The organism is Erwinia sp. HR93 (assembly GCF_034555055.1).
GTDB classification, from domain to species: Bacteria; Pseudomonadota; Gammaproteobacteria; order Enterobacterales; family Enterobacteriaceae; genus Apirhabdus; species Apirhabdus apintestini.
In genome coordinates this window covers 104,977-130,634 of the sequence record NZ_JAXUDP010000001.1, presented here as the reverse complement: position 1 = coordinate 130,634, position 25,658 = coordinate 104,977, and the positions used below count along the sequence as shown (strand labels likewise).

General features: G+C 53.6%; 20 protein-coding genes and 2 CRISPR repeat arrays. Of the genes, 12 read left to right on the top strand and 8 right to left on the bottom strand.

What is annotated here, in order from left to right; translation table 11 throughout:
* Position 1 precedes the first annotated feature (1 nt).
* A complete protein-coding gene (locus SFA31_RS00635; protein WP_322836251.1) occupies positions 2-667 on the bottom strand; it encodes a DUF1190 family protein in 666 nt (221 codons plus the stop codon).
* Between the two features lie 197 nt (positions 668-864).
* The gene (gene tolC, locus SFA31_RS00630; RefSeq protein ID WP_322836250.1) at positions 865-2,343 is read right to left on the bottom strand and encodes an outer membrane channel protein TolC; all 1,479 of its coding nucleotides are present in this window, start codon (positions 2,341-2,343) and stop codon (positions 865-867) included.
* 200 nt (positions 2,344-2,543) lie between these two features.
* On the opposite strand from tolC, the gene nudF reads away from it, so the two are divergent.
* The 5 genes from nudF (at position 2,544) to parE (ending at position 7,116) form a co-directional block, all read left to right on the top strand.
* Positions 2,544-3,185, top strand: coding sequence for an ADP-ribose diphosphatase (nudF, locus tag SFA31_RS00625; RefSeq protein WP_322836249.1), 642 nt, complete (start codon positions 2,544-2,546; stop codon positions 3,183-3,185).
* 144 nt (positions 3,186-3,329) lie between these two features.
* A complete protein-coding gene (locus tag SFA31_RS00620) occupies positions 3,330-3,752 on the top strand; it encodes a DUF1249 family protein (protein WP_322839262.1) in 423 nt (140 codons plus the stop codon).
* A 27-nt stretch (positions 3,753-3,779) separates the two neighbouring features.
* A complete protein-coding gene (gene cpdA, locus SFA31_RS00615) occupies positions 3,780-4,607 on the top strand; it encodes a 3',5'-cyclic-AMP phosphodiesterase (RefSeq protein ID WP_322836248.1) in 828 nt (275 codons plus the stop codon).
* Positions 4,607-5,212: an esterase YqiA gene (gene yqiA / locus SFA31_RS00610; protein WP_322836247.1), complete on the top strand. Its 606-nt coding sequence runs from the start codon at positions 4,607-4,609 to the stop codon at positions 5,210-5,212. The genes cpdA and yqiA overlap by 1 nt, the downstream gene beginning before the upstream one ends.
* Before the next feature lie 11 nt (positions 5,213-5,223).
* Positions 5,224-7,116 (top strand): DNA topoisomerase IV subunit B, encoded by a 1,893-nt coding sequence (gene parE / locus SFA31_RS00605; protein ID WP_322836246.1) that lies wholly within the window; start codon positions 5,224-5,226, stop codon positions 7,114-7,116.
* A 468-nt stretch (positions 7,117-7,584) separates the two neighbouring features.
* On the opposite strand, the gene SFA31_RS00600 is transcribed toward parE, so the two are convergent.
* Positions 7,585-7,899 (bottom strand): putative quinol monooxygenase, encoded by a 315-nt coding sequence (locus SFA31_RS00600; protein WP_322836245.1) that lies wholly within the window; start codon positions 7,897-7,899, stop codon positions 7,585-7,587.
* Between the two features lie 161 nt (positions 7,900-8,060).
* The gene (locus tag SFA31_RS00595; protein ID WP_322836244.1) at positions 8,061-8,642 is read right to left on the bottom strand and encodes an NAD(P)H-dependent oxidoreductase; all 582 of its coding nucleotides are present in this window, start codon (positions 8,640-8,642) and stop codon (positions 8,061-8,063) included.
* A 200-nt stretch (positions 8,643-8,842) separates the two neighbouring features.
* On the opposite strand from SFA31_RS00595, the gene parC reads away from it, so the two are divergent.
* From parC to SFA31_RS00575, 4 genes are all read left to right on the top strand, one after another.
* Positions 8,843-11,107 (top strand): DNA topoisomerase IV subunit A, encoded by a 2,265-nt coding sequence (parC, locus tag SFA31_RS00590; RefSeq protein ID WP_322836243.1) that lies wholly within the window; start codon positions 8,843-8,845, stop codon positions 11,105-11,107.
* Between the two features lie 176 nt (positions 11,108-11,283).
* Positions 11,284-12,039 carry a 1-acylglycerol-3-phosphate O-acyltransferase gene (locus SFA31_RS00585; RefSeq protein WP_322836242.1) on the top strand — a complete coding sequence of 252 codons (756 nt, stop codon included), beginning with the start codon at positions 11,284-11,286 and terminating at the stop codon, positions 12,037-12,039.
* 43 nt (positions 12,040-12,082) lie between these two features.
* A complete protein-coding gene (ftsP, locus tag SFA31_RS00580; protein ID WP_322836241.1) occupies positions 12,083-13,492 on the top strand; it encodes a cell division protein FtsP in 1,410 nt (469 codons plus the stop codon).
* Between the two features lie 757 nt (positions 13,493-14,249).
* Positions 14,250-16,391 carry a YgiQ family radical SAM protein gene (locus SFA31_RS00575; protein ID WP_322836240.1) on the top strand — a complete coding sequence of 714 codons (2,142 nt, stop codon included), beginning with the start codon at positions 14,250-14,252 and terminating at the stop codon, positions 16,389-16,391.
* A gap of 237 nt (positions 16,392-16,628) precedes the next feature.
* Here the strand turns inward: SFA31_RS00575 and dkgA are convergent, their stop codons facing one another.
* The 3 genes from dkgA to metC form a co-directional block, all read right to left on the bottom strand.
* Positions 16,629-17,456 (bottom strand): 2,5-didehydrogluconate reductase DkgA, encoded by an 828-nt coding sequence (gene dkgA, locus SFA31_RS00570; RefSeq protein WP_322836239.1) that lies wholly within the window; start codon positions 17,454-17,456, stop codon positions 16,629-16,631.
* A 578-nt stretch (positions 17,457-18,034) separates the two neighbouring features.
* Positions 18,035-18,553: direct repeats of the CRISPR family, unit length 29 nt; unit sequence GTGTTCCCCGCGTGAGCGGGGATAAACCG.
* Between the two features lie 134 nt (positions 18,554-18,687).
* On the bottom strand, positions 18,688-19,350 hold the full coding sequence (locus SFA31_RS00565; protein WP_322836238.1) for a DedA family protein: 663 nt from the start codon (positions 19,348-19,350) through the stop codon (positions 18,688-18,690).
* Between the two features lie 136 nt (positions 19,351-19,486).
* Positions 19,487-20,674 (bottom strand): cystathionine beta-lyase, encoded by a 1,188-nt coding sequence (metC, locus tag SFA31_RS00560; protein ID WP_322836237.1) that lies wholly within the window; start codon positions 20,672-20,674, stop codon positions 19,487-19,489.
* 223 nt (positions 20,675-20,897) lie between these two features.
* Between metC and exbB the strand changes: the two genes are divergently transcribed.
* The 3 genes from exbB to fucR all read left to right on the top strand — a co-directional run bounded on the left by exbB (position 20,898) and on the right by fucR (position 24,190).
* Complete coding sequence (gene exbB, locus SFA31_RS00555) at positions 20,898-21,635, top strand: tol-pal system-associated acyl-CoA thioesterase (protein WP_322836236.1); 738 nt, start codon at positions 20,898-20,900, stop codon at positions 21,633-21,635.
* A gap of 6 nt (positions 21,636-21,641) precedes the next feature.
* Positions 21,642-22,070, top strand: coding sequence for a TonB system transport protein ExbD (gene exbD / locus SFA31_RS00550; protein WP_322836235.1), 429 nt, complete (start codon positions 21,642-21,644; stop codon positions 22,068-22,070).
* 393 nt (positions 22,071-22,463) lie between these two features.
* A CRISPR array of direct repeats spans positions 22,464-23,287; the repeat unit is 29 nt; unit sequence GTGTTCCCCGCGTAAGCGGGGATAAACCG.
* 177 nt (positions 23,288-23,464) lie between these two features.
* On the top strand, positions 23,465-24,190 hold the full coding sequence (gene fucR, locus SFA31_RS00545; RefSeq protein WP_322836234.1) for an L-fucose operon activator: 726 nt from the start codon (positions 23,465-23,467) through the stop codon (positions 24,188-24,190).
* Between the two features lie 327 nt (positions 24,191-24,517).
* Here fucR and mgrA read toward each other — a convergent pair whose 3' ends face one another.
* Positions 24,518-25,558: an L-glyceraldehyde 3-phosphate reductase gene (gene mgrA, locus SFA31_RS00540; protein ID WP_322836233.1), complete on the bottom strand. Its 1,041-nt coding sequence runs from the start codon at positions 25,556-25,558 to the stop codon at positions 24,518-24,520.
* Positions 25,559-25,658: the final 100 nt, after the last annotated feature.

The window sequence follows — 25,658 nt, the reverse complement described above, 5'->3', positions numbered from 1 at the left end:
GTCAGCCTCCAAAAGAGCGCGAATGGGAGCCGGCCGAGCTGCGGTGCATCGTGGATTGGCGGGCGACCGTTTCGCCAAATCCGCCGCGGGTAATGGTATTCGTGGTAGCAGCCTTTGGCGTCATGGCGCTTTTCGGCACGTTTATCGAGCGCCCTGCCTGGGCCGCGCCGTAAATTTTGCCGCCGGCGTCGGTATATTTTCCATAGGCCGGGCTGGCGGGATTTCGTGAGGTAAATAGCGGCTGTTGCGCAAAGCCGCCGCCCATCATGCGTCCCATCATATAGCCCGCCAGCATCGGCATCCAAAACCCGCCGGAGTGCGCCTGAGCCTGCGCGTTCTCTCCGCCCGCCATACCCGCCTGGGCAGGCGCCTGCTGGCACTGACCTTCGCCAAATTCAGCTACGCAATCTTCCCGAGTTGCGTACTTCGGTGCGGTGCGCGCGGCTTCCTGCTGCGCTTTTTGCCAGGCGGCGGTACATTCCGCGCTTTTTCCTGGATTAGCCTGTGAGCAATCATCGGCATTTTGATAAAGAGAGACTGTTTCATCGCTTTGCTCACACCCTGAAAGCGCGAAAATGGCGGCTACGGCCAGCGCGACCGGCGTTAGATGGCGGGCGCTCCAGTTTTTACGGAAAGCAGCGCGATTGATCATTTTTGTCCGTTTCATTTTCATCTTCCTGGTATCAGAGGTACGACCAATAAAATGTAGACTGCAAGGCGCAGAGGCTACAGACCTGTTCAAAGATAAGCATGTCGGTAAGGATAGGGGATGGCTGGTTGAATTTGAAGCAAAAGTCAGCGCTGGCGTGATGATATTTACGTTGTCTTACGCAGAGGGCGCCATATAGCGCCCCCCGGGAAAGTTTAGTGACTGAATGGATTACGACCGGAGCGAGTCGCCGGGCTTTCATGACGCTTGGAAACCGGAGTTGGAGAGGCAGTATTAGCCGTATCATACCCATCGGCATTTGCATTTTGGCGCGGGGTTTCCGGCGCGACGCTTTCCGGGTTAGTCGACACAGGTTTACCCAGCGTGGCATTTAACTGCTGAAGATCCTGCTCATTCAGAGTACCGAGCGCATACTTGATATTTAGCTGGTTAATCAAATAGTTGTAGCGCGCGTTGGAAAGCTGTTGTTTAGCGTTATACAGCGTGGTAGTCGCGTCCAACACATCGACGATGGTACGCGTTCCCACCGAGTAACCGGCTTCCATCGCATCCAGCGAGCTTTGTGAGGAGACAACCAGTTGTTCGTAAGCTTTGATATTGCTGATGGACGCACTGACGTTGTTATAGGAAGAACGTACCGTTTGGACCATATTGCGATGCGCGCTTTCAAGCTGTTCGCTGGAACCGACAAAAGCGTATTGAGCCTGTTTTACCCGTGAATTAACTGCGCCGCCGCTGTAAATTGGCAGAGAGAAATTCAGCCCAATTGAATTTTGGCCAATATGCTGGTTTCGACCCAGAGAACTGCCTTTGTAGTTGTAGTCGCTGTCTGAAATGCTGGAGGACGCACTCAGCCCGAGCGTTGGCAGGTGGCCATCCTGCGCCTGGCGAATTTGCTCGCGGGACATATCCTGATTCAAACGCGCCTGTAACAGAGACAGGTTACGTTTTTCCGCTTCTTTTAGCAGGTTATTTACCGAGTCCGGGCGCGCGGATTTAAAGCTGCTGACATTCAGCGAGGCCAGTTCAGGCCAGGCATTTCCGGTTATCTGGCGTAAATCTTCCAGTGCGTTATCTAAATCGTTGCGCGCCGTCACTTCATTTGCCAGCACGCTGTCGTATTGTGCGCGGGCGTTCTGAACATCGGTTATCGCAACCAGCCCAACGTTAAAGCGCTGCGTTGTCTGATCCAGCTGACGGTAAATCGCCTGTTTTTGGGCTTCAATATAAGACAGAGTATCGATGGCGCTCAGCACTTTAAAATAAGCGGTAGAGGTGTTTAACATCAGCGTTTGCTGATCGACCTGATAGGAGACATCCTGAATGCCGGCCGCTTTTTCCTGTAGGGTTAAACCACGCCATTTTGACATATCAAAAATGGTTTGCGTCAGCGAGAGATTGGCTCCGGTAGAGTTATAGTCCACGCCGCTAGCATCGCGGTAGCCGCGGTTATAGCTATAGTCTGCACCAAGGTTGAGCTGCGGCAGCAAAGGGCTGCGGGCTTCGTTAATTTTTTCGAACGCTGCGTCACGGTCAGCGGCAGATTTACGTAATTCGGGGTTGCTCAGTCGAGCCTGCTGATAAACCTGCAGCAGGTTCTCGGCCTGACTCATGGCGCTGAACCCTGTCAGGCCCAGGCCGATTAGAATGGGGAGCAGTTTCTTCATTTGCATTCCTTGTTGTGAAGCAGCAATGTTTTTTGGCGCTGACAATTTTGAAAATGATCGCCGATTCTACCAGAGTTAGCCAACCGCAGCGGTTGGCGTAATGTGCCATCGGCCTTTTGGGGCCACAATCTATCACACAGTCGATGAAACAACAGCCAAACGGCTTAATAATGGCGATTTTACCACCTTAATAGATGGGCAATATTATGAGCAAATCGATGCAATCTAACAAATATGCCGTCACTTTCGGACGCAAAGACGTAGAAATTATTGCACGGGAAACGTTATACCGTGGTTTTTTTTCACTGGAGCGCTATCGATTTCGCCATCGCTTGTTTAATGGCGAAATGAGCGGAGAAATCCAGCGCGAAATTTTTGAGCGTGGCCACGCCGTTGCGCTTTTACCATATGACCCGGTGCGTGATGAAGTTGTCTTGATTGAGCAAATTCGTATCGCCGCCTGGGAAACGAGCGCATCTCCCTGGCTGCTTGAGCTGGTGGCAGGCATGATTGAGCCGGGAGAAACTCATGATGAAGTAGCGCGCCGGGAGGCGCAGGAAGAGGCGGGCATTGAAATTGGGCGGATGCGCCCGGTGCTGAGTTACCTCTCAAGCCCCGGCGGCACCAGTGAACGGCTGGCGGTGTGGGTTGGCGAAGTGGATGCGCGCCTGGCGCAGGGGATTCACGGGCTTGAGCAGGAAAATGAAGATATTCGGGTACGCGTAGTTAGCCGTGAACAGGCCTATCGCTGGGTTGAGGAAGGTCAAATTGATAACGCTGCATCTGTGATTGCGCTCCAGTGGCTGGCGCTGCATCATGAAACGCTACGAGATGAATGGCGTAACTAAAGGTCGTCAGACCATTAAAGAAAGTGCAGTGCGGTATTGGTAATACGTTGACGGCCAAAAACGCTAAGATATAGCTTCGGTCTGGTCGTCTAAACGCATCACGACCTCACGAGGTTGGCTTGAGCAACAGGATAGATTTTTATGATAAAGCGCTATACGCCCGATTTTCCGGAAATGATGCGCCTGTGCGAAACCAATTTCGCGCAGTTGCGTCGCCTGTTGCCGCAGAATAACGCGCCGGGAGAAACGGTAAGTTACCAGGTAAGCGGCGCACGCTATCGGATAACGATAGTTGAAGCTACGCGCTACACCACGCTGATTGAGATAGATCAGACCTGGCCTGCGGTGAGCTACTGGAGCTTGCCGTCAATGACCGTTCGTTTATATCACGACGCACTGGTCGCGGAAGTGTGTTCGAGCCAGCAGATATTTCGCTTTAAAGCACGATATGATTATCCGAATAAGAAGTTGCATCAACGCGATGAGAAGCATCAAATTAACCAGTTCCTTGCTGACTGGCTGCGCTACTGTTTGGCGCACGGGGCAATGGCGGTTCCGGTTTGTTAACGCTGACTTGACACCTAAGGACACCATTTGGAAAGCCTGTTAACTCTTCCCGTGGCCGCCGGGGCCGGGATCAGGATATTACAAATTACCGACACGCACCTCTTCGCGGATAAATGCGAGACGCTGTTGGGAATAAATACCTGGGATAGCTATCAGGCTGTGATAGCGGCGATACAGGCGCAGCGGCGCGCCTTTGATCTTATCGTCGCGACGGGGGATTTGGCGCAGGATCAAAGCGCGCTGGCTTACCGGCATTTTGCACACGGGGTTGCCGCGCTGAGAACGCCCTGCGTATGGCTGCCGGGCAATCATGATTTTCAGCCTTTCATGTTCAGCGCGCTGCAGGATGCGGGTATATCATCGGTAAAGCGCGTTTTTGCCGGCGATCGCTGGCAGATAATCTTGTTGGATAGCCAGGTATTCGGCGTACCGCACGGCGAGCTTAGTGAATATCAGTGCCAGTGGCTGGAAACTGCGCTGGCTCAGGCGCCCGAGCGCAATACGCTGCTGCTGTTGCATCATCACCCGCTCGCGGTAGGCTGTCGCTGGCTCGATCAGCACAGCCTGCGCAATGCACCGGATCTAGACTGTATTCTGCGCCGCTGGCCTCGGGTCAGTACTTTGCTGTGTGGGCATATACATCAGGAAGTGGACGTTGACTGGAACGGGCGCCGATTACTGGCGACTCCGTCGACCTGTATTCAATTTAAACCCCACTGCACCAATTTTACGCTGGATACCGTTGGTCCTGGCTGGCGCTGGCTAACGTTACAGCCAGACGGCAGCGTTGAAACTGAAGTATGCCGCCTGGCCAGCGGCGCATTTAGCCCGGATACCACCTCGGAAGGTTATTAATGTCGACGCTGCTTTATTTACATGGATTTAATAGTTCTCCGCATTCTGCAAAAGCCACGGCGCTAAAGAGCTGGTTGAAGCAAACCTACCCGAATATTGAAATGCTGGTGCCGCAATTACCCCCTTTTCCCGATAAGGCCGCAGAAGTTCTTGAAACACTGATACTTGCGCACGGCGGTGCACCGCTGGGGATTGTCGGCTCTTCTCTGGGCGGCTACTATGCGACTTGGCTTTCCCAGTGTTTTATGCTGCCCGCTGCGGTTGTGAATCCGGCCGTACGGCCTTTTGAACTATTAATGGATTATTTAGGGCCTAACGAGAATCCCTGGACGGGGCAGGAATATGTGTTAGAGTCTCGCCATATTTACGATCTCAAAGTGATGCAAATTGAGCCGCTGGAAGCGCCGGATCTCATCTGGCTGCTGCAACAGACTGGCGATGAGGTATTAGATTATCGTCAGGCGGTGGCGTACTACGCGGCGTGCCGCCAGACCGTAGAGCCAGGCGGAAATCACGCCTTTGCTGGCTTTGAGGATCATTTCCCACAGATCGTTGATTTTCTTGGGCTGAACCAGCCCGGAAAGCAGAACGATTTCGCTATCTGAATGAATAAGTCATGACGCAATCCTATAACGCAGATGCCATTGAGGTATTAACCGGGCTGGAGCCCGTTCGCCGCCGTCCGGGAATGTATACGGATACCTCACGCCCGAACCATCTTGGGCAGGAAGTAATTGATAACAGCGTAGATGAAGCGCTGGCGGGCCATGCCAAACGCGTGGACGTTATTTTACACGCCGATCAGTCACTGGAAGTGATCGACGATGGCCGCGGCATGCCGGTGGATATCCATCCGGAAGAGGGCGTCACTGCGGTGGAACTGATCCTGTGTCGGTTACACGCCGGCGGGAAGTTTTCTAACAAAAATTATCAGTTTTCCGGTGGCCTGCACGGCGTGGGCATTTCCGTGGTCAACGCGCTGTCTAAACGCGTTGAAGTCACCGTTAAACGCGATGCGCAGGTGTATCGCATCGCGTTTGAAAACGGTGAAAAGGTCCAGGAATTGGAAGTCATCGGCACCTGCGGAAAACGCAGTACCGGCACCAGCGTGCATTTCTGGCCAGACGCTTCATTTTTTGATAGCCCGCGCTTTTCTGTCTCACGGCTAACGCATTTATTAAAAGCCAAGGCCGTGCTTTGCCCGGGTGTAGAAATCACTTTCAAAGATGACGTGAATAATACCGAGCAGCGCTGGTGCTACCAAAATGGCCTGAATGATTATTTATGTGAAGCGGTTAATGGCCTGCCAACGCTACCGGAACAGCCGTTTATCGGCAACTTTGACAGTGAGACGGATGCGGTCGACTGGGCGCTACTGTGGCTGCCGGAAGGCGGCGAACTGCTGACGGAAAGCTATGTCAATTTGATCCCGACGCTTCAGGGCGGCACCCACGTAAACGGCTTGCGCCAGGGGCTTCTGGACGCCATGCGCGAGTTTTGTGAATACCGCAATATTTTGCCGCGCGGAGTGAAGCTGACGGCGGAAGATATTTGGGAGCGCTGTGCCTATGTGCTGTCCGTGAAGATGCAGGACCCGCAGTTTGCAGGGCAAACCAAAGAGCGCCTGTCTTCGCGCCAGAGCGCAGCATTTGTCTCCGGAGTAGTTAAAGATGCCTTCTCTCTGTGGCTCAATCAAAATGTGCAGGCCGCAGAGCAGTTAGCGGAAATGGCGATTGCCAGCGCTCAGCGTCGTCTGCGTGCGGCGAAAAAAGTCGTGCGTAAAAAGCTCACCAGTGGTCCGGCGCTGCCCGGCAAATTGGCGGATTGCACTGCGCAAGACTTGAATCGTACGGAACTGTTTTTAGTGGAAGGGGACTCCGCGGGCGGTTCTGCCAAGCAGGCGCGCGACCGTGAATATCAGGCAATTATGCCGCTGAAGGGTAAAATCCTGAATACCTGGGAAGTGTCACCCGACGAGGTTTTAGCCTCTCAGGAAGTCCACGATATTTCTGTTGCAGTGGGTATCGACCCGGACAGCGAAGATTTAAGCCAGCTACGCTACGGCAAAATTTGTATTCTGGCGGACGCCGACTCTGACGGGCTGCATATCGCCACGCTGCTGTGTGCGCTGTTTGTGCGCCATTTCCGCGCGCTGGTTAAACATGGGCATGTTTATGTTGCGATGCCGCCGCTGTATCGCATCGATCTCGGTAAAGAGGTGTACTACGCGCTGGATGAAGAAGAAAAGGCTGGCGTACTGGAACAACTTAAGCGCAAGCGGGGTAAGCCTAACGTGCAACGTTTTAAAGGGCTGGGGGAGATGAACCCGATGCAGCTACGAGAAACGACGCTCGATCCCAATACCCGCCGCCTGGTGCAGTTGACCATCAGTGATGAGGATGAAAAGCAAACTACGGCTATCATGGATATGCTGTTGGCGAAAAAACGTTCGGAAGATCGCCGTAATTGGCTGCAGGAAAAAGGTGATATGGCGGATATCGACGTCTAATGTTCAATAAACCCTGAGGCGCGCTTTGGGGTTGATTGCTTCACGCCGGGCGCTGCTGGCTGAAGGTAGAAAAGACGATATTGCGGCCAGTTATATCTGACGGCTAATTTACCCCGCTGCGTACTGCGGGGTTTTTTATGATTACATCTTATATCAAAGGGTTATATCTGCCACTGGCAGTTGAACTCTGTTCGGGAGAAGGCAGCTGTGCTTTTGCCAGCAATAGGGGCAAAACGAGTGGCGGTCTATCCGCACGGGTTATCTCTGCTGCTCGCGTTTGGCTATACAGAGGAGATGGTATTGCGTTGAAATAGCCAGAGGAAAACTATACAGGCTGGAGCAGCGATGTGGCGTTTAGCCTCTGCAATGCGAAGGGAACACAGCCGGCTTAGCGTAATCCGGGCTAAGCGATGAGAAAGATGAGAATAGGGCGATAAGCCATACCGAAGTATCGCTTATCGCTAAACCTTATAAGGCAACTTCCAAAATCCGAATCCGCGTCTCTAGCACGTGCTCTTTAACTTCTGCGGACCAGGCCTGCATGTGCGGGGTGGCAATGTGCGCCTGAAGATGCTCGATGCTTTCCCAGTGCTCCAGCATAGTAATGGCATCTGGTACACAGGTTTGAAACTCAACCCCGGCGTTGTTATCAACCAGCGGGGTATAGCCGTGGCAGCCAGCTTCCTGAAGTACCGTAGGGATGATGCCGGCAAAGGCGTCTAAAACGGCCTGGCGATGATGCTGGCCAGGGCGGGTGCGGATATCCGCAATCACTGTAATCATGATGACTCACTCCTTTCCGTGAATTCGTTATATGCTGCGGGCCTGTGCGGCAGTGTGCTCAACGAGCATACCGGGCGCAAAGCGCCCGGTAATGGTAATGGTGTCGACGCACGCGTTTTCGCGCAGCCGTTAGACTATGCAGAATGAAAACCGGTCTACAGTTAAGCAAAAATCTCGCTAAGATGCTTGCGGTATTCTTCGATATAGCGAGGCACATCGGGCATTTTAATAACGTCATTCGCGATGTAAGTGGGCAGCGCTTCCATACCGAGGAACTGATTTGCTTTATGGAAAGGCAGATACACGCCGTCAACGCCTACGCCGTGGAAAAACTGCGCTTTATCATCGAACGCTTCCATCGGTGCATTCCAGGTTAGCGACAGCATATATTTCGTTCCTTGCATCAGACCGCCTGAGCCATATTTTTTAGAGGCATCTTTACGTGTGCGGCCATCGCTGGCATACAGAGTGCCGTGCCCTTCGGTAAAAACGTCGTCCATATATTTTTTAACGGTCCACGGCGCGCCCATCCACCAGCCGGGCATTTGCCAAATAATAACATCGGCCCACTGGAACTTTTCGACTTCCGCGTTAATGTTGTAATCAGCGTCCGCGCGGGTGACCTGTACGCTATGGCCTGCGTCGCGCAGGTAAGACTCCGCGACTTCAGTCAATGTATCGTTAAGCTGGCCGTTGGAATGGGCGAATTTTTTTGCGCCGTTGATAATCAGAATGTTGCTCATAATCGGTTAACTCCTCGTAATCTATGGGGCTTATTCTAATAGGTTGAGCAACGCTAATATATGTTAGAAATGCGCAAAGTCTTTTGCGGTAAGCGCAATAATTGCCCTTCCCTGTGATTCCACAAGGTAGATCCTGTATTATCCCCGGCAATATTGCCGTTTCGCCTACGGTGGACAGACTGTCTGAGGATTAATTAGCAATGAGTGATGTGACTCAGGAGGGTGCAGAGCGTCTCGCGCTGCATAAATTTACCGAGAATGCGTACCTTAATTATTCCATGTACGTCATCATGGACCGCGCGCTGCCGTTTATCGGCGATGGCCTGAAGCCGGTACAGCGCCGCATTGTCTATGCGATGTCGGAACTGGGTTTGGATGCGCGCGCTAAGTTTAAAAAGTCCGCCCGCACCGTTGGGGACGTGCTCGGGAAATACCATCCGCACGGCGACAGCGCCTGCTATGAGGCGATGGTGCTGATGGCCCAGCCTTTCTCATATCGCTATCCGCTGGTGGACGGCCAAGGCAACTGGGGCGCGCCGGATGACCCTAAATCCTTTGCCGCTATGCGTTATACCGAATCGCGGCTATCAAAATACGCGGAAGTGCTGCTGGGTGAACTGGGGCAGGGCACCGTCGATTATGTGCCTAACTTCGACGGCACATTGAATGAACCGAAAATGTTACCCGCCCGGCTGCCGAATATCCTGCTTAATGGCACTACGGGCATTGCCGTTGGGATGGCGACTGACATCCCGCCGCACAATTTAAAAGAAGTGGCGCAGGCGGCAATTACGCTGATCGATGCCCCGGAAACCTCGCTGGATTCACTGCTGGACATTGTGCGCGGCCCGGATTACCCCACCGAGGCGGAAATCATTACTCCGCGCAGCGAAATTCGTAAAATTTATCAGAACGGTCGCGGCTCGGTGCGTATGCGCGCAGTCTGGAAAAAAGAAGACGGTGCCGTTGTCATTACTTCCCTGCCGCACCAGGTTTCCGGCGCGCGGGTTCTTGAACAAATCGCCAGCCAAATGCGGGCGAAAAAACTGCCGATGGTCGACGATTTGCGCGATGAATCCGATCATGAAAACCCTACGCGACTGGTTATCGTTCCGCGTTCTAACCGGGTGGATGTGGAACAGGTGATGAATCATTTGTTCGCGACCACCGATCTGGAAAAAAGTTATCGCGTTAATCTCAATATGATAGGCCTGGACGGGCGGCCTGCGGTGAAGAATCTGCACGAGATCCTCACTGAATGGCTGGTGTACCGCCGTAGCACGGTGCGCCGTCGCCTGAATTATCGTCTGGAAAAGGTGCTTAAGCGCCTGCATATCCTGGACGGTTTGCTAACGGCATTTTTGAATATCGATGAAGTGATTCATATCATCCGCTCAGAGGATGAACCTAAGCCGGTGCTGATGTCCCGTTTCGCCCTGAGCGACACCCAGGCGGAAGCCATTCTGGAACTCAAATTGCGCCATCTCGCTAAACTGGAAGAGATGAAAATTCGCGGCGAGCAGGGCGAACTGGAGAAAGAGCGCGACTGGCTGCAGGCGACGCTGGGTTCAGAGCGCCGCATGAATACGCTGTTGAAAAAAGAGCTGCAGGCCGATGCGGAAGCCTATGGCGATGAGCGCCGTTCGCCGCTGCACGAGCGCGAAGAAGCGAAGGCGATGAACGAGCATGACATGCTGCCTTCTGAGCCGGTCACTATTGTGCTGTCACAAATGGGCTGGGTACGCAGCGCCAAAGGGCATGATATCGATCCGGGCGGACTGAATTATAAAGCCGGCGATAGCTTCCTCGCTGCAGCGAAAGGGAAGAGCAATCAACCAGCGGTGTTTATTGATTCGACCGGGCGCAGCTATGCTATCGATCCTATCTCGCTGCCTTCCGCCCGCAGTCAGGGAGAACCTATCACCGGGAAACTGACGCTGCCGCCGGGCGCCGTGGTTGAACAGGTGCTGATGGCGCCGGAGGACTGCAAATTGCTCATGGCGTCTGATGCGGGATATGGTTTTGTCTGCACCTTTAGCGATCTTGTTGCGCGTAACCGTGCCGGTAAAGCTCTGATTTCTTTGCCGGAAAATGCGCGCGTGCTACCGCCTCTGGAACTGAACGGCGATGACGATATGCTGCTTGCGATTACGGCGGCGGGGCGTATGCTTATGTTCCCGGTAGGTGACCTTCCGCAGCTATCGAAAGGTAAAGGTAATAAAATCATATCGATACCAGCAGCAGATGCCGCAAAAGGCGATGACCGCCTGGCGTGGCTGACGATATTGCCGCCGCAGAGTGCGATAACGATTCACGTTGGTAAACGTAAGCTAAAACTTCGCCCTGAGGAACTGCAGAAGGTGCGCGCTGAGCGCGGGCGCCGCGGTACGCTGATGCGCGGGCTACAGCGCATCGATAGAATCGACGTTGAGTCACCGCAAAAGCGCGGCGAAGACGAGGCATAATACGAGCCGCCCTTTCGCTGACGGGAGGGCTGGCACGCCTGCGGTAGGATTATTTCCATTAAAGTCATTGTTTGTCGTTGCGATGCGCATAAAAGTCATGGTTTCAGATTGCCCTGGCGCTTACGTACATCGCGTAAAACCGGCTTTCGCCGACGGGCCGGACTTCAGAGGTTGTTATGCTAGCTATTATTCGCTTTATCATTGTGGTTATTTACAGCATTTTAGTCTGCCTGTTGGGATCGGTCTGGTGTCTGTTTAGCCCGAGAAATCCGCGCCACGTCGCCACATTTGGCCACCTTTTTGGGCGCTTAGCCCGGGTTTTTGGTTTGAAAGTGGAAACCCGCCTTCCAGAGGGCGCGGAGCAGTTTGGCAACGCTATTTATATTGCAAATCACCAAAATAACTACGATATGGTAACTGCGGCCCGTATTGTATTGCCGCCAACCGTTACGGTAGGAAAGAAGAGCCTGGTATGGATACCTTTCTTTGGGCAGCTATACTGGCTTACCGGAAACCTACTTATCGACAGAAATAATCGCACGAAAGCGCATAGCACCATTGCCGAAGTCGTTAACCAGTTCCGCAAACGTAAGATTTCTATCTGGATGTTCCCTGAAGGGACGCGCAGCCGCGGTCGCGGCCTGCTGCCGTTTAAAACCGGCGCGTTTCATGCGGCTATCGCCGCCGGGGTGCCGATTATTCCGGTGTGCGTCTCGAATACCAGCAATAAAATCAAACTGAACCGCTGGAATAACGGATTAGTCATAGTGGAAATGCTGCCGCCGGTAGATACCCGTAATTACGGTAAAGATCAGGTGCGAGAACTGGCGGCGCATTGCCGGCAAATTATGCTGGATAAAATTGACGCGCTAAACCATGAAGTCGCCGATCGTGAAGGCGCCGACGCCGTCACAAGGAAGCAGACGAATTAACTTTTCCGAATGACTGTCCTCATTCGGCCTATAGGGAGCCACGATGTCACTTAGCCGGCGTCAGTTTATGCAGGTTTCAGGGATGGCGGTTTGCGCTGGCGCGCTGCCGCTGCGCGTTCAAGCGGCCAGCCAGCGCCCCTCTTTGCCACTGCCGCCTTTACTGGAGTCTCGGCGCGGGCAGCCCCTGTTTCTGACTCTTCAATCCGCGCACTGGTCGTTTACCGGCGGAGCAAAAGCGCAGGTTTGTGGATTTAATGGCGGTTATTTAGGGCCGACCATTCGCGTCTGGAACGGCGATGACGTAAAGATGATTTACAGCAATCGCCTGCAGGAAAATGTGGCAATGACCGTCGGCGGCCTGTTGGTTCCCAGCCCGCTGCTTGGCGGCGCGGCGCGCATGATGAAGCCGGGTGCGGACTGGGCGCCGATACTGCCGATCCGCCAGGCTGCGGCTACATTATGGTATCACGCCAATACGCCTAATCAGGCCGGCGAGCAGCTTTATAGCGGCCTCGCGGGCATGTGGCTGATTGAAGATGAGGTCAGTAAAGGGCTACCTGTACCGAATCACTACGGCGTTGATGACTTCCCGGTCATTATTCAGGACAAGCGTCTGGATAATTTTGGTACACCGACCTATCGCGAACAGGAAGACGGCTTTCTGGGTGATACGCTATTGGTTAACGGTGCACAAAGCCCGTGGGTTGAAGTATCCCGAGGCTGGGTGCGACTGCGCCTGTTAAACGCTTCAAATGCGCGCCGCTATCAGCTTCAGTTTAGCGATGGTCGTCCACTGCACGTGATTACCAGCGATCAGGGGTTTTTACCTGCGCCAGTTTCGGTTAAGCAGCTTTCTCTGGCCCCGGGCGAACGTCGGGACATCCTTGTGGATATGACGGATGGTGAAGAGGTATCGCTGACCTGCGGCGAAGCGGCCAGCCTGGTCGATCGTATTCGCGGCTTTTTTGAGCCATCCTCTCTATTGATCTCCACTTTAGTATTGACGCTGCGTCCCGGTGGGCTGCTACCGCTGGTCACGGATAAGCTGCCGCAGCGCCTGCTGCCTGATGAAATCATTAACGGCACGCCGGCGCGCAGCCGCGATATTACGCTCGGTTCAGAACCCGGTATTAACGGGCAGCGCTGGGACAGCCAGCGGATTGACATAACGGTGCAACAGGGAACCTGGGAGCGCTGGACCGTGCGTGCGGATACGCCTCAGTCGTTCCATATTGAAGGCGTGCGTTTCCTCATTCGCGATGTGAACGGCGCGGCGCCTTTTCCTGAAGATCGCGGCTGGAAAGACACGCTGTGGATTGATGGTCAGGTCGAGCTGTTGGTCTATTTTGAACAGCCGTCGTGGGCGCATTTCCCATTTTTGTTTGGCAGCCAAACGGTTGAATTAGCCGATCGGGGATCGCTGGGGCAGATACAAGTGAATGCGGCGCCTTAGGGCTTTCTCGCCACCGGGGGCTGCAAAAGTAAAAAGCGCGCCGGCAGTCGGAGATGATGCAGAGGTATCCCGGCCGGTTGGCGCATTTCTAGTAAACCAATAATATGTGGATATCTTCACCGGGCTGGTGACAGGGCGTTGGTAAAGTAGCCACACCACGTCGCGGCGGCACCTGATGCGGGTGCGGATACCGCAGGCTCAACCTGCGGGTGCCACAATAACGCTCGATGAGTCAGGCGGTTACCCATACGGTGTGGCCTCGCACAGGGCGTTGGTAAAGTAGCCACACCACGTCGCGGCGGCACCTGATGCGGGTGCGGATACCGCAGGCTAAACCTGCGGGTGCCACAATAACGCTCGGTGAGTCAGGCGATTACCCATACGATGTGGCCTCGCACAGGGCGTTGGTAAAGTAGCCACACCACGTCGCGGCGGCGCCTGATGCGGGTGCGGATACCGCAGGCTAAACCTGCGGGTGCCACAATAACGCTCGGTGAGTCAGGCGATTACCCATACGGCGTGGCCTCGCACAGGGCGTTGGTAAAGTAGCCACACCACGTCGCGGCGGCGCCTGATGCGGGTGCGAATACCGCAGGCTAAACCTGCGGGTGCCACAATAACGCTCGGTGAGTCAGGCGGTTACCTTTACCTTGCGGTGTAGCTCAGCCCGCTAGCTGAATAACGCGTCGATTTGTGCGGCGCGAGAGCGTATAATCCCCCGCCTTTTATCCTGTTTTTCACCCGCAGTGGAATGATTATGCGTTCTCAATCTCTGATCCAGCCCGACAGAACCCTTTTTTCCTGGCCCCGCTACTGGGCTGCCTGTTTTGGACCGGCGCCGTTTTTACCGATGTCGCGGGAGGAAATGGATGCGTTAGGCTGGGACAGTTGCGACGTTATTCTGGTTACCGGCGATGCGTATGTCGATCATCCGAGTTTCGGGATGGCGATTGTCGGGCGCATGCTGGAAGCGCAGGGGTTTCGCGTCGGGATTATCGCCCAGCCCGACTGGCGCGATAAAAGCGCATTTATGCGGCTGGGCAAGCCCAACCTCTTTTTTGGCGTCACTGCGGGCAACATGGACTCAATGATTAACCGCTATACCGCGGATAAAAAGCTGCGCCACGACGACGCTTACACGCCTGATAACGTCGGCGGGGCGCGGCCCGATCGCGCAACGCTGGTTTACACGCAGCGCTGTAAAGAAGCCTGGAGCGATGTCCCGGTGATTCTTGGCGGCATTGAAGCCAGCCTGCGGCGCACCGCGCACTATGATTACTGGTCTGACACCGTGCGGCGTTCTGTGCTGATCGATGCGAAAGCGGATATGCTGATTTTTGGCAACGGCGAACGGCCGCTGGTGGAAGTTGCGCATCGCCTGGCGAGAGGCGAAGCGATTGCGGATATTGTGGATGTGCGTAATACGGCGATTATCCGTAAGGAGGCGCTGGTTGGCTGGAGCGGCGTGGATTCCACGCGGCTCGACGCACCTGGCCGCATCGATCCTATTCCGCATCCCTACGGTGAGGATTTACCGTGCGAAGACGCGCAGCCTGAGGTTAAGGCAAAGCCCGTGACGGTGCAGGCGCCGCGCCCTAAACCGTGGGAGAAAACTTACGTGCTGCTGCCCTCTTATGAGAAAGTCAAAGGCGATAAGGTGCTCTATGCGCATGCGTCACGGATCCTGCACCATGAAACTAACCCCGGCTGCGCCAGAGCATTAATGCAAAAGCACGGCGATCGCTATATCTGGATAAACCCGCCGGCAATACCGCTATCGACGGATGAAATGGACGCCGTTTTTGCACTCCCTTATCAGCGCGTTCCGCACCCCGCCTATGGGAAGCGGCGCATTCCCGCCTATGAGATGATTCGTTTTTCCGTGAATATTATGCGCGGCTGTTTTGGTGGCTGCAGTTTTTGCTCAATTACCGAGCACGAAGGGCGTATTATTCAGAGCCGCTCGCAGGATTCGATTATTAACGAGATCGAAGCGATCCGCGACTCAGTTCCTGGATTTACCGGCATTATCTCCGATCTTGGCGGCCCGACCGCGAATATGTACATGCTGCGCTGTACTTCGCCGCGGGCGGAACAAACCTGTCGGCGACTTTCCTGCGTGTATCCGGAAATTTGTTCGCACATGAATACGGATCACCAGCCAACCATCGACTTATATCGCCGGGCGCGGGCGCTGAAGGGCGTGAAAAAGATCCTGATCGCCTCGGGCGTGCGCTATGACCTGGCGGTTGCCGATCCGCGCTATATCAAAGAACTGGCGACGCATCACGTTGGCGGTTACTTAAAGATAGCGCCGGAACATACTGAAAAAGGGCCGCTATCGAAAATGATGAAGCCCGGAATGGACAGCTATTACCGCTTTAAAGAGCTGTTTGATACCTGGTCGAAGCAGGCAGGGAAAGAACAGTATCTGATTCCCTATTTTATCTCCGCGCATCCCGGCACGGCGGATGAAGATATGGTGAACCTGGCGCTTTGGCTTAAGCGTCACCGCTTTCGCCTCGATCAGGTGCAGAATTTCTATCCATCGCCGCTCGCGAACTCAACCACAATGTATTACACCGGGCGTAACCCGCTGGCGAAAATTGACTATAAGAGTGAAGAAGTGGTGGTTGCGCGCGGTGAGCGCCAGCGCCGCCTGCATAAGGCGCTGTTGCGTTATCACGACTCGGCAAATTGGCCGCTAATCCGCACCGCGCTGGAGTCGATGGGGAAAAAACACCTGATTGGCGCGCGGCGCGAGTGCCTGGTGCCTGCGGCAACGCCGGCAGAAATGCGCGAAGCGCGGCGGCAAAACGCCGGAAACAAGACGGCGCTAACCCGCCATACGCCGATGAAGCAGCAGCGCCCCAGCGCGGTGCGTAAACGTCCACGCTGATCTTAATATTTATCCTTTGAATTCAAGTCCATTCCCCACCAGCGCGGATTGCCGCGCCGGTGGGTATTTTCTGCAGCCAGCCATTGCACTGTAATCAGACACTCGTCGCCATTTAAATCCAGCAAACCTTTCCGCTTTGGTGCCGGCATTCTTGAAAATAGATATCGCCAGAAGGGCGCAGAGAGCCTGCGCGCTGCCAGCGGCGGCCCGATAAAGCGAGCCGCCAAATAGCGGTATTTAACCGCTGAAGGTGCTGGGATCTGGCCCCAGACGCTTGCTGCTATCCAGTTTGGCAATACTTGCCAGCTCTTCTTTATCAAGCCGGAAGTCCCATACGTCAAAGTTTTCCTGAATGCGGGAGGGGGTTATTGATTTAGGGATCACCACAAGGCCGGAGTCCAGATGCCAGCGAATGACAATTTGCGCCGACGTTTTGCCGTATTTTTCCGCCAGGCCGCGGATTTCTGGCCGATCAAAAACGCCTTCTCCGCCCTGGGCCAGCGGGCTCCATGATTCTGTCTGTATATTATGCGTTGCGTTCCAGGCATGAAGCTGGCGCTGCTGGAGTAAAGGATGCAGCTCAATTTGATTTATCACCGGAGCGACGCCGGTTTCATCTATCAGACGCTGTAAGTGTTCGATATTGAAATTACACACGCCAATACTCTTGATAAGCCCCTCTTGCTGGAGAGCTATCATGCCCTGCCAGGCCTCGACGTAACAATCCTGCTCCGGAACCGGCCAGTGCATAAGATATAGGTCAAGATAATCGAGCCGGAGCTTTTCTAGGCTTGCTTCCAGCGCCTGACGCGGCTGCTTTTGCGCGTCGTTCCATAACTTAGTGGTGATAAACAAATCGCTGCGAGGGAGACTGGCTTCCGCCAGCGCCTTCCCCACGCCTTCCTCATTTTTATAGGCGCTTGCGGTATCGATAGAACGATAGCCGACTTCCAGTGCTTTGCGCACGGCAGAGGCCGCCTCATCGGGGCTGGCTTTCCATACGCCCAGCCCGAGCTGTGGCATAAGGTTACCGTCCTTAAGTTTTATGAGCGTTGCATCTGTCATCTGTGCCTCCTTTAGGGATGAAACGTTAAAACCATCATAACGGTTTTGCGGTGTAGCTAAAGTCTGGACGATATTATGAAAAACGAAAGTTTAGATAGCCGGGAATGGCACAGAGTGCCTCATATCTCCCCCCGCGTGCCGCATGAGAAAAAGGGAAGGTGCAGAATGCCGAAATCGGATTGCCCGCCGGAAGCATAAGGCTTTTAACGACAGTTTTAATATGGTTTTCTCACGCGCTGAGTTACGTAAATTCCTATGGTGGCCTGTGTTAAATTGCCTGCTCTTGGGCTGTAAAACAATGCAGGTTTAACATTTATTGAAAGGGGATGATGTAGAGATTAGGTTAAATCATTCTTAGAAAGTATTTTAAATTCAAATGGATGGAAGATTATTACATGATGTTTGTCGGTAACCCAAGCGTTCATGTTGGTAGAATGAAACCTCAATAGCTCCCGTATTTCATGATTCTTTTAAAATCAGTTGGTTATAAATCTTCGCTATGTTGATTTTATGACCAATTATTTGGTAGAAATCGTGATGCTGATAAAGTTTTTTATAAACAATAGGTTATAATAAGAGTGTTCCCCGCGTGAGCGGGGATAAACCGCTGCCTGTTGCATCGCGTGCAAGCTGCGTGGAGTGTTCCCCGCGTGAGCGGGGATAAACCGTCTCTGGAAATGAGTTATCAGCGCCAGATTGCGTGTTCCCCGCGTGAGCGGGGATAAACCGGGTTGTTTTTCGAGTGATAACAGTCAGTTAATGTGTTCCCCGCGTGAGCGGGGATAAACCGCGCGATTTCTCCGCCTCTGCCTGTGCGACATAGTGTTCCCCGCGTGAGCGGGGATAAACCAGCTGCAGACTCTGCCGCGTGATTCCAGCCCGTCGTGTTCCCCGCGTGAGCGGGGATAAACCGGAAAATGAGCCAGCAACCAACAGGGCTAGCAGTGTGTTCCCCGCGTGAGCGGGGATAAACCGTGACCTGATGCAGTTCGCCAGTGATGCAGTGAGTGTTCCCCGCGTGAGCGGGGATAAACCGTTTATAGAACCACTCAGCAGTTTTGCGTTTCAGTGTTCCCCGCGTGAGCGGGGATAAACCGAAAAACACCGAGTATCGGTTTCTGCTGGCTGCGTGTTCCCCACACAAGCGGGGATAAATTGCCTGCCGGCGAGGTGTGCATCAGCAGCTTATTTTCGCTTAGGGGATTTCCTGAAAAAGGCGTGCGTGCAGGTATTAGTGCGCGCCGGGGCGGCGTCTGCGCAACACGACAATCAGTGCACCAACTAATCCTGCGGCCAGAAGCACAATCGGCAGCACCATTAAAAACGTCATCACCAGATCTTCGTGGCGCTTAACGAAGGGAATCATGCTGAGCGCATAGCCAAAGCTGGTCACTACGCCGACCCATACCAGTGCGCTTAGCCAGTTAAAAAACTGAAAGCGACGATTTGATAGCCCGGAAATGCCGGCGATAGTTGGCAATAGCGTACGAACAAACGCCAGGAAACGCCCGGCCAGCAGCGCCAGCAAACCGTGGCGATCGAACATGCCGGAAGCCCGGTGGTGATATTGCTCGGGCAACTGCTGCAGCCAGCCGCGAACCGTCTGCGTATTGCCAAGCCAGCGTCCCTGAAGATAACTAAACCAGCAGCCCAGGCTGGCGGCGACGGTCAGTATGAGCATCGTGGGGATAAATTCCATCACGCCGCGAGCGATAAGCGCACCGGCCAGCACCAGCAGGCTGTCACCAGGCAGAAAAGACGCGGGTAGCAGGCCGTTTTCCAACAGCAGCGTCAGAAACATTACGGCATAAACGATCCCAACGACGTGGGGGTCCGCCAGCGCGGAAAAGTCATGCTGCCAGAGTGCAGCAATGATGTGTTGAATGACGGCCATGGATTACCCTATGGAACAAACGACTGCGTGTGCCGCTCTATTGTACCCGGAAAACATTGGGAAACCTTGTTCGGAAACGTAGAAATTGCGCGTTTTCGGCATAAGGCCTCTATTTAACGCTCCATGACCGTCAACTTTACGCGATACGCTGCAATCCTGCTGCTAAATCTGCCCTGAGATCTTCAACATTTTCTAAACCAATATGTACTCGTATAAGCGTTCCGCTGAAGCTAACGTGGCCTTCCGGGCGCATGTTCGCCAACGCTTCTGGCTGAGTCGCCACGATCAGTGATTCGAAACCACCCCATGACCACGCCATGGAAAAATACGCAAAGTTATCCAGAAAATGAGCCATCTCTGCGTCATTCAGCCGCTTACGCAGTGTAAAAGAAAAAAGACCGCTGCTGCCGAGGAAATCCCTTTTCCAAAAAGTATGACCAGGGCATTGTTCCAGCGCAGGGTGAAAAACATGCTCAATTTGCGGTTGCTGAGCCAGCCAGTTTGCCAGCGTAATACTGCTTTCTTCATGCTGGCGCAGGCGCACGGCCAGGGTGCGCAGCCCGCGGCTGGCAAGGTATGCCGTATCGGCATCTACCATTTGCCCCATCAGGTAGGCATTTTCACGAAGCTGCTCCAGGCAGCGCGCGTTGGCAACGGCGGTGCCAATAAGGGCGTCGGAATGGCCAATCAAATATTTGGTACCCGCCTGAATAGAAATATCCACGCCATGTTCCAGCGCCCGAAAAAGCACGCCTGCGGACCAGGTGTTATCAATGGCAATGATGGCATTCGGCGCTTTACCGCGCACGGCGCTAACAATGGCAGGAACATCATGCACTTCCATTGTTAATGACCCCGGTGATTCCAGAAATACCAGCCGTGTATCCGGGCGAACTTTATCAGCGATGCCCGCACCAATGAGCGGATCGAACCATTCCGTCGTCACGCCTAATTTCGTCAATATTTTGGTACATAGCGCCTGCGTGGGCTCATAGGCGGTGTTAGTGACCAGGATATGATCGCCCTGCTCGACAAACGCCAGGATAGTATTCGCTACCGCCGCGGCGCCGCAGGGGAACAGCACGCAGCCAGCGCCGCCTTCAAGCTCGCTCATGGCTTCCTGCAGCGCAAAATGGGTTAGCGTGCCGCGCCGGCCGTAAAATAATGCGCCGCTGGTGCGATTAGCCGTCGCGCGCTGTTTATCCGCGACGGTATCAAAAATAATCGATGATGCGCGCTGGATAACGCTGTTGACCGATCCCTGAGTGTAGCGCCGGCTACGCCCGGCCTGAACAAGGGCTGTTTCGAGTTTTTTGGAGCTCATGGCTTTCCCCGTTTGAACGTCTGGATGTCCAAAGTAGGCCAGGACGGACGGGTTAGCAATAAAAAAGCATTAACTGGAAGGTTAGCTTTACGATTTTTAACGCCATTTAAATTATGAATAGTGGATGTGGCTGATTAAATAGTAATGAGAACTACTATCAATTCGAGCGCTTTTTGTTATTATTACGCGCAGTGTTTCATAAATTCAGTCCTGGAGTACAAACGTGACAGAGAACTTAATGCAGACGGATCTTTCCGTCTGGGGAATGTATCATCATGCCGATATGGTGGTTAAAGCGGTGATGATCGGCCTGATTCTGGCTTCCGTTATTACCTGGGCGCTCTTTTTCAGCAAAGGGGCCGAGCTGCTGGGCCGTAGACGCAGGCTGAAGCAGGAGCAACGCCAGCTGAGCGATGTGCGTTCGCTTAATGAGGCCTGCGAAAAAGCGGCGACATTTAGTGATAAAAGTGTGACGGCGGCGCTGATCCGAGAAGCGCAGGACGAGCTGGCGCTCTCTGAAGGCAGTGATGATAACGAAGGTATTAAAGAGCGTACTGGTTTCCGGCTGGAGCGGCGCGTGGCCGCGATTGGGCGTTATATGGGGCGCGGTAACGGCTACCTTGCAACCATTGGCGCTATTTCTCCGTTTATCGGACTTTTTGGCACGGTATGGGGAATTATGAATAGCTTTATCGGTATTGCGAAAACGCAAACTACCAACCTTGCCGTGGTAGCTCCGGGGATTGCTGAAGCGCTGTTGGCGACTGCTATTGGCTTGGTCGCGGCGATTCCAGCCGTAGTAATTTATAATGTTTTCGCGCGCGCCATTGGTAGTTATAAGGCTACTCTTGGGGACAGCGCAGCGCAGGTACTGCTGCTGCAGAGCCGGCATCTCGATCTGGCCGCCAGCGCGCAGGCGCGTCCGGTATCGCAGGCTGCGCATAAACTGCGCGTAGGATAATGCGCTATGGCAATGCGTTTTAATGAAAATCTCGATGACCACGGTGAGATGCATGAAATTAACGTCACGCCGTTTATCGACGTAATGTTAGTGTTGCTGATTATTTTTATGGTGGCAGCGCCGCTGGCAACGGTTGATGTAAAAGTTAATCTCCCCGCGTCTTCCAGCCAGCCTCAGCCGCGCCCGGAAAAACCGGTTTATCTTTCTGTAAAAGCCGATAAGACCATGTTTCTCGGGAACGAAGCCGTGACGCGGGAAAATATGATAGATGCAATAGAGCGGGTGACGGAAGGAAAAAAAGAAACGACCATTTTTTTCCGGGCGGATAAAACCGTGGATTATGAAACGATGATGGATGTGATGGATGCACTGCATCAGGCCGGGTATCTGAAAATAGGTCTTGTTGGTCAGGAAGTTAGTAAAACGTCGCATTAATATCGGATAAGCGACAGCGATATCTGTGAAAACGCGGTTCTATTTAGAGCCGCGTTTTTTTATGGCCGGCACGCTAGCGTTGAATTCGCAAGGCTCTGTGAAATTATTTGATGTGTCCATGTTAGATAACTCAGGCCGTTTTTTAAAAGTGAGCCATCTATGGTTGCCTGGGGTTAATGAGAGAATGTGCCGAAGAATATAAATATGACTGTATATAACTCTTTGAATTAATAAAGTTGAGTTGGTGAAATGTGATATCGATGGCTTTTTGTTTTTGTCATTTCTTTAAAATCAGTGGGTTAGTAAAATTTATATTGTTTGTTTTATAAGCATTTTTTTGGTGGAAATAATAATGCCAAAAAATATAAATATAAACAATAGGTTACGTTAAGAGTGTTCCCCGCGTAAGCGGGGATAAACCGCTTGCAGCCTTCGAACAGCTTGATCAGAGCAAGTGTTCCCCGCGTAAGCGGGGATAAACCGGCCCATTAAGAAATAAGAATAATCGTCTGAATGTGTTCCCCGCGTAAGCGGGGATAAACCGCGTACCTGCGGGAAGCTGTTGATGGATGGATCGTGTTCCCCGCGTAAGCGGGGATAAACCGATGGGGCGGCGGATGACATTACCCATCTTGCTGTGTTCCCCGCGTAAGCGGGGATAAACCGCATCTTCTTGAGTCTGGTAAAGATGTCCCTGGGTGTTCCCCGCGTAAGCGGGGATAAACCGTCCACGATCGACAGTGGGAACTGGACGATAACGTGTTCCCCGCGTAAGCGGGGATAAACCGGTCAATTTCGTTAACCGCTTTCCATGCCTCATCGTGTTCCCCGCGTAAGCGGGGATAAACCGGCTGTCTACGATGACGGTTTTGCCGAAATTAAGTGTTCCCCGCGTAAGCGGGGATAAACCGTACGGTACGCGCACGGCTGGCAGGTTGCCGATGTGTTCCCCGCGTAAGCGGGGATAAACCGTGACCCGACAGAGCCGTTTTGAGTTGTTCTAAAGTGTTCCCCGCGTAAGCGGGGATAAACCGCCGGTGATCGACTTCAACAACACAGACTGGATGTGTTCCCCGCGTAAGCGGGGATAAACCGCATGTGATTGCATTGTTGCTGGAAGATGCAAAGTGTTCCCCGCGTAAGCGGGGATAAACCGCTGGTCTAACGGCTCAGAACGGCGCTAAGCGGGTGTTCCCCGCGTAAGCGGGGATAAACCGCCCGTTATCACTTAATGCGAGCCGGTGGTGTTTTTCATTTGCAGTTTATGTGAGCCGAAATTTGCGCTGATTGCGAGCCGGGGAGATTTCGGCTGCCAGCTGTTACAACTGGCTTTTAACCATCAGGGCCGCTACAAATGAATGTTCAAATGTGGACACCATCAGGGGAAGGCATGCATGAAGGAAGTGCGCCAGCGTCGAATAGTTCAATTACTTGATAAACATCATCAAATGACCACTGATGACCTTGCGCTGGCTTTATCTGTCAGCCGCGAGACTCTGCGGCGCGATCTGCGCGCATTACAGCAGCAGGGGGCGATTTTACGCACTCACGGTGGGGCGTGCAGTACGCACGACGGTGCGGTGCATATACCGTCATTTCATCAGCGTGTAAAAAGCCATCACGTGCGTAAAGCCGCGGCGGCTGGTCGCGCGCTGGCATGGGTTGATGAAGAAATGACGCTGGCGCTGGATGCCAGCACTACCGGTTGGCACCTTGCGCGCCAGCTTCCGGATATTCCGTTAACGGTGTTTACCAATAGCTATCGTATCTGTTGCACGCTGGCAAAACATCGCCACGTTCGGGTACTTCACAGCGGTGGCTGGCTGGATCGCGAGCAGGGCAGTTATGACAATCCCGCACTGCTGGCGCTGCTGCGTCATATTGATATCGATATGTTTATATTCTCTTGCCTGGGCCTTGCGGCAAATGGGGATATTTGGGAAGCCGACGTTAAGGATGCGCACTATAAAAAGTTGCTATTATCCCGTGCGACGCAGGCGCTGCTATTGGTGGATAAAAGCAAGTGCGGGCGCACAGGCGATGTTTGTATCGGCCATGTTAGCCAGCTTGCGGCGCTGATAGATGAAGATGAAAGTCTGATGATAGAAAATCGGGAGTAATTGTATAGCCTCCCGTTGCAGAGCAGATACGCAATAACGCCCCGGAAACGCCCATGGACTGGCGAAGCGCACTGGCTTCTCAGCGCAAAGACGCGCTATCTCATAACGCTACTGCAGGCGGCAAGCTTAGGGCAATATCTTACCGGCCGGTGAATGCGTGTTGCAGGAGAGAAAATAATCGCTACGGTGATATTCCCGCAAACGTAAGCCGGGTTATTTTCGCTACTGTGTAGCGGCTGAATGCATATTGTGTGGCTTCACTCTGCCAGCGCTAAGAATGCCTCTCCGCCCGCAGGTTCAGGCTGCGGGCGGAGAGGTATGTTCTTACTAACTGTCCGAGGACGCCTGCCACAGATTGATATTCCCGTCGACGACGTGGGTATCTATCTCCCGCAGCTCCTGCGCGCTGAAAGTTAAATTCTCCAGTGCCCGAACATTCTCTTCGAGCTGCTCCGGGCGGCTGGCACCGATTAGCACAGAGGTTACGCGCGTATCTTTAAGCAGCCAGCTTAGCGCCATTTGCGCCATACTTTGCCCCCGGCGCTGCGCCATCTGGTTAAGGAGATGCAGGCTGTGCAGGTTAGCGTCGGTTAACATCTTTTCATTTAGTCCGCGCATTTTATTGGCATCATGCTGCATACGTGATCCGCTGGGTACGCCGGTGAGATATTTGCCGGTCAGTAGTCCTTGCGCCAGCGGTGTAAATGCGATACAGCCAGCTCCGGCCTCATCCAGCACATCCAACAGCCCGCTTTGATCGACCCATCGATTAATCAAATTATAAGATGGTTGATGGATTAACAGCGGAACCCTGCGTTCGCGCAATAATTTCGCCATTTCGCGGGTGCGTGAAGGCGAATAGGATGAGATCCCAACATAAAGCGCTTTGCCGCTGTGTACGGCATGCGCCAGCGCGCCAGCGGTTTCTTCCATCGGCGTGGTTTCATCGACCCGATGCGAATAAAAAATATCGACGTAATCAATTCCCATACGCGCGAGGCTTTGGTCAAGGCTGGCCAGCAGATATTTACGAGAGCTTCCGCTGCCGTAAGGGCCGGGCCACATCTCATACCCGGCTTTGGTAGAAATAATAAGCTCGTCGCGCAGTCCGGGGAAATCTGCTTTCAATAGACGTCCAAAATTTTCTTCGGCGCTGCCCGGCGGTGGCCCATAGTTGTTGGCCAGGTCGAAGTGGGTGATCCCTAAGTCGAAGGCGCGACGCAGCAGCGCGCGCTGAGAATCGAGGGTGTGCTGGTGGCCGAAGTTGTGCCACAGGCCGAGAGACAGGGCAGGAAGCTGCAGGCCGCTACGCCCGCAGCGGCGATACTGCATGCGGGAATAGCGTTCAGGGTTAGGGGTCCAGAGCATGTCGTCTCCTTTATTTTTGTTCTGTTGCCGGATTTCTATAGTAAGGGTAACCCCAGGTACTGTCAGCCGGGCGGTACGCACTTTCGTGAATGAAAAGGGG

Bases quoted from the DNA above. Each gene is read 5' to 3' on its own strand.
- SFA31_RS00635 (WP_322836251.1), bottom strand. From the start codon at position 667: ATGAAACGGACAAAAATGATCAATCGCGCTGCTTTCCGTAAAAACTGG.
- tolC (WP_322836250.1), bottom strand. From the start codon at position 2,343: ATGCAAATGAAGAAACTGCTCCCCATTCTAATCGGCCTGGGCCTGACA.
- yqiA (WP_322836247.1), top strand. From the start codon at position 4,607: ATGTCGACGCTGCTTTATTTACATGGATTTAATAGTTCTCCGCATTCT.
- parC (WP_322836243.1), top strand. From the start codon at position 8,843: ATGAGTGATGTGACTCAGGAGGGTGCAGAGCGTCTCGCGCTGCATAAA.
- ftsP (WP_322836241.1), top strand. From the start codon at position 12,083: ATGTCACTTAGCCGGCGTCAGTTTATGCAGGTTTCAGGGATGGCGGTT.
- SFA31_RS00595 (WP_322836244.1), bottom strand. From the start codon at position 8,642: ATGAGCAACATTCTGATTATCAACGGCGCAAAAAAATTCGCCCATTCC.
- parE (WP_322836246.1), top strand. From the start codon at position 5,224: ATGACGCAATCCTATAACGCAGATGCCATTGAGGTATTAACCGGGCTG.
- dkgA (WP_322836239.1), bottom strand. From the start codon at position 17,456: ATGACAGATGCAACGCTCATAAAACTTAAGGACGGTAACCTTATGCCA.
- mgrA (WP_322836233.1), bottom strand. From the start codon at position 25,558: ATGCTCTGGACCCCTAACCCTGAACGCTATTCCCGCATGCAGTATCGC.
- SFA31_RS00600 (WP_322836245.1), bottom strand. From the start codon at position 7,899: ATGATTACAGTGATTGCGGATATCCGCACCCGCCCTGGCCAGCATCAT.
- exbD (WP_322836235.1), top strand. From the start codon at position 21,642: ATGGCAATGCGTTTTAATGAAAATCTCGATGACCACGGTGAGATGCAT.
- metC (WP_322836237.1), bottom strand. From the start codon at position 20,674: ATGAGCTCCAAAAAACTCGAAACAGCCCTTGTTCAGGCCGGGCGTAGC.
- nudF (WP_322836249.1), top strand. From the start codon at position 2,544: ATGAGCAAATCGATGCAATCTAACAAATATGCCGTCACTTTCGGACGC.
- SFA31_RS00565 (WP_322836238.1), bottom strand. From the start codon at position 19,350: ATGGCCGTCATTCAACACATCATTGCTGCACTCTGGCAGCATGACTTT.
- SFA31_RS00585 (WP_322836242.1), top strand. From the start codon at position 11,284: ATGCTAGCTATTATTCGCTTTATCATTGTGGTTATTTACAGCATTTTA.
- fucR (WP_322836234.1), top strand. From the start codon at position 23,465: ATGAAGGAAGTGCGCCAGCGTCGAATAGTTCAATTACTTGATAAACAT.
- SFA31_RS00575 (WP_322836240.1), top strand. From the start codon at position 14,250: ATGCGTTCTCAATCTCTGATCCAGCCCGACAGAACCCTTTTTTCCTGG.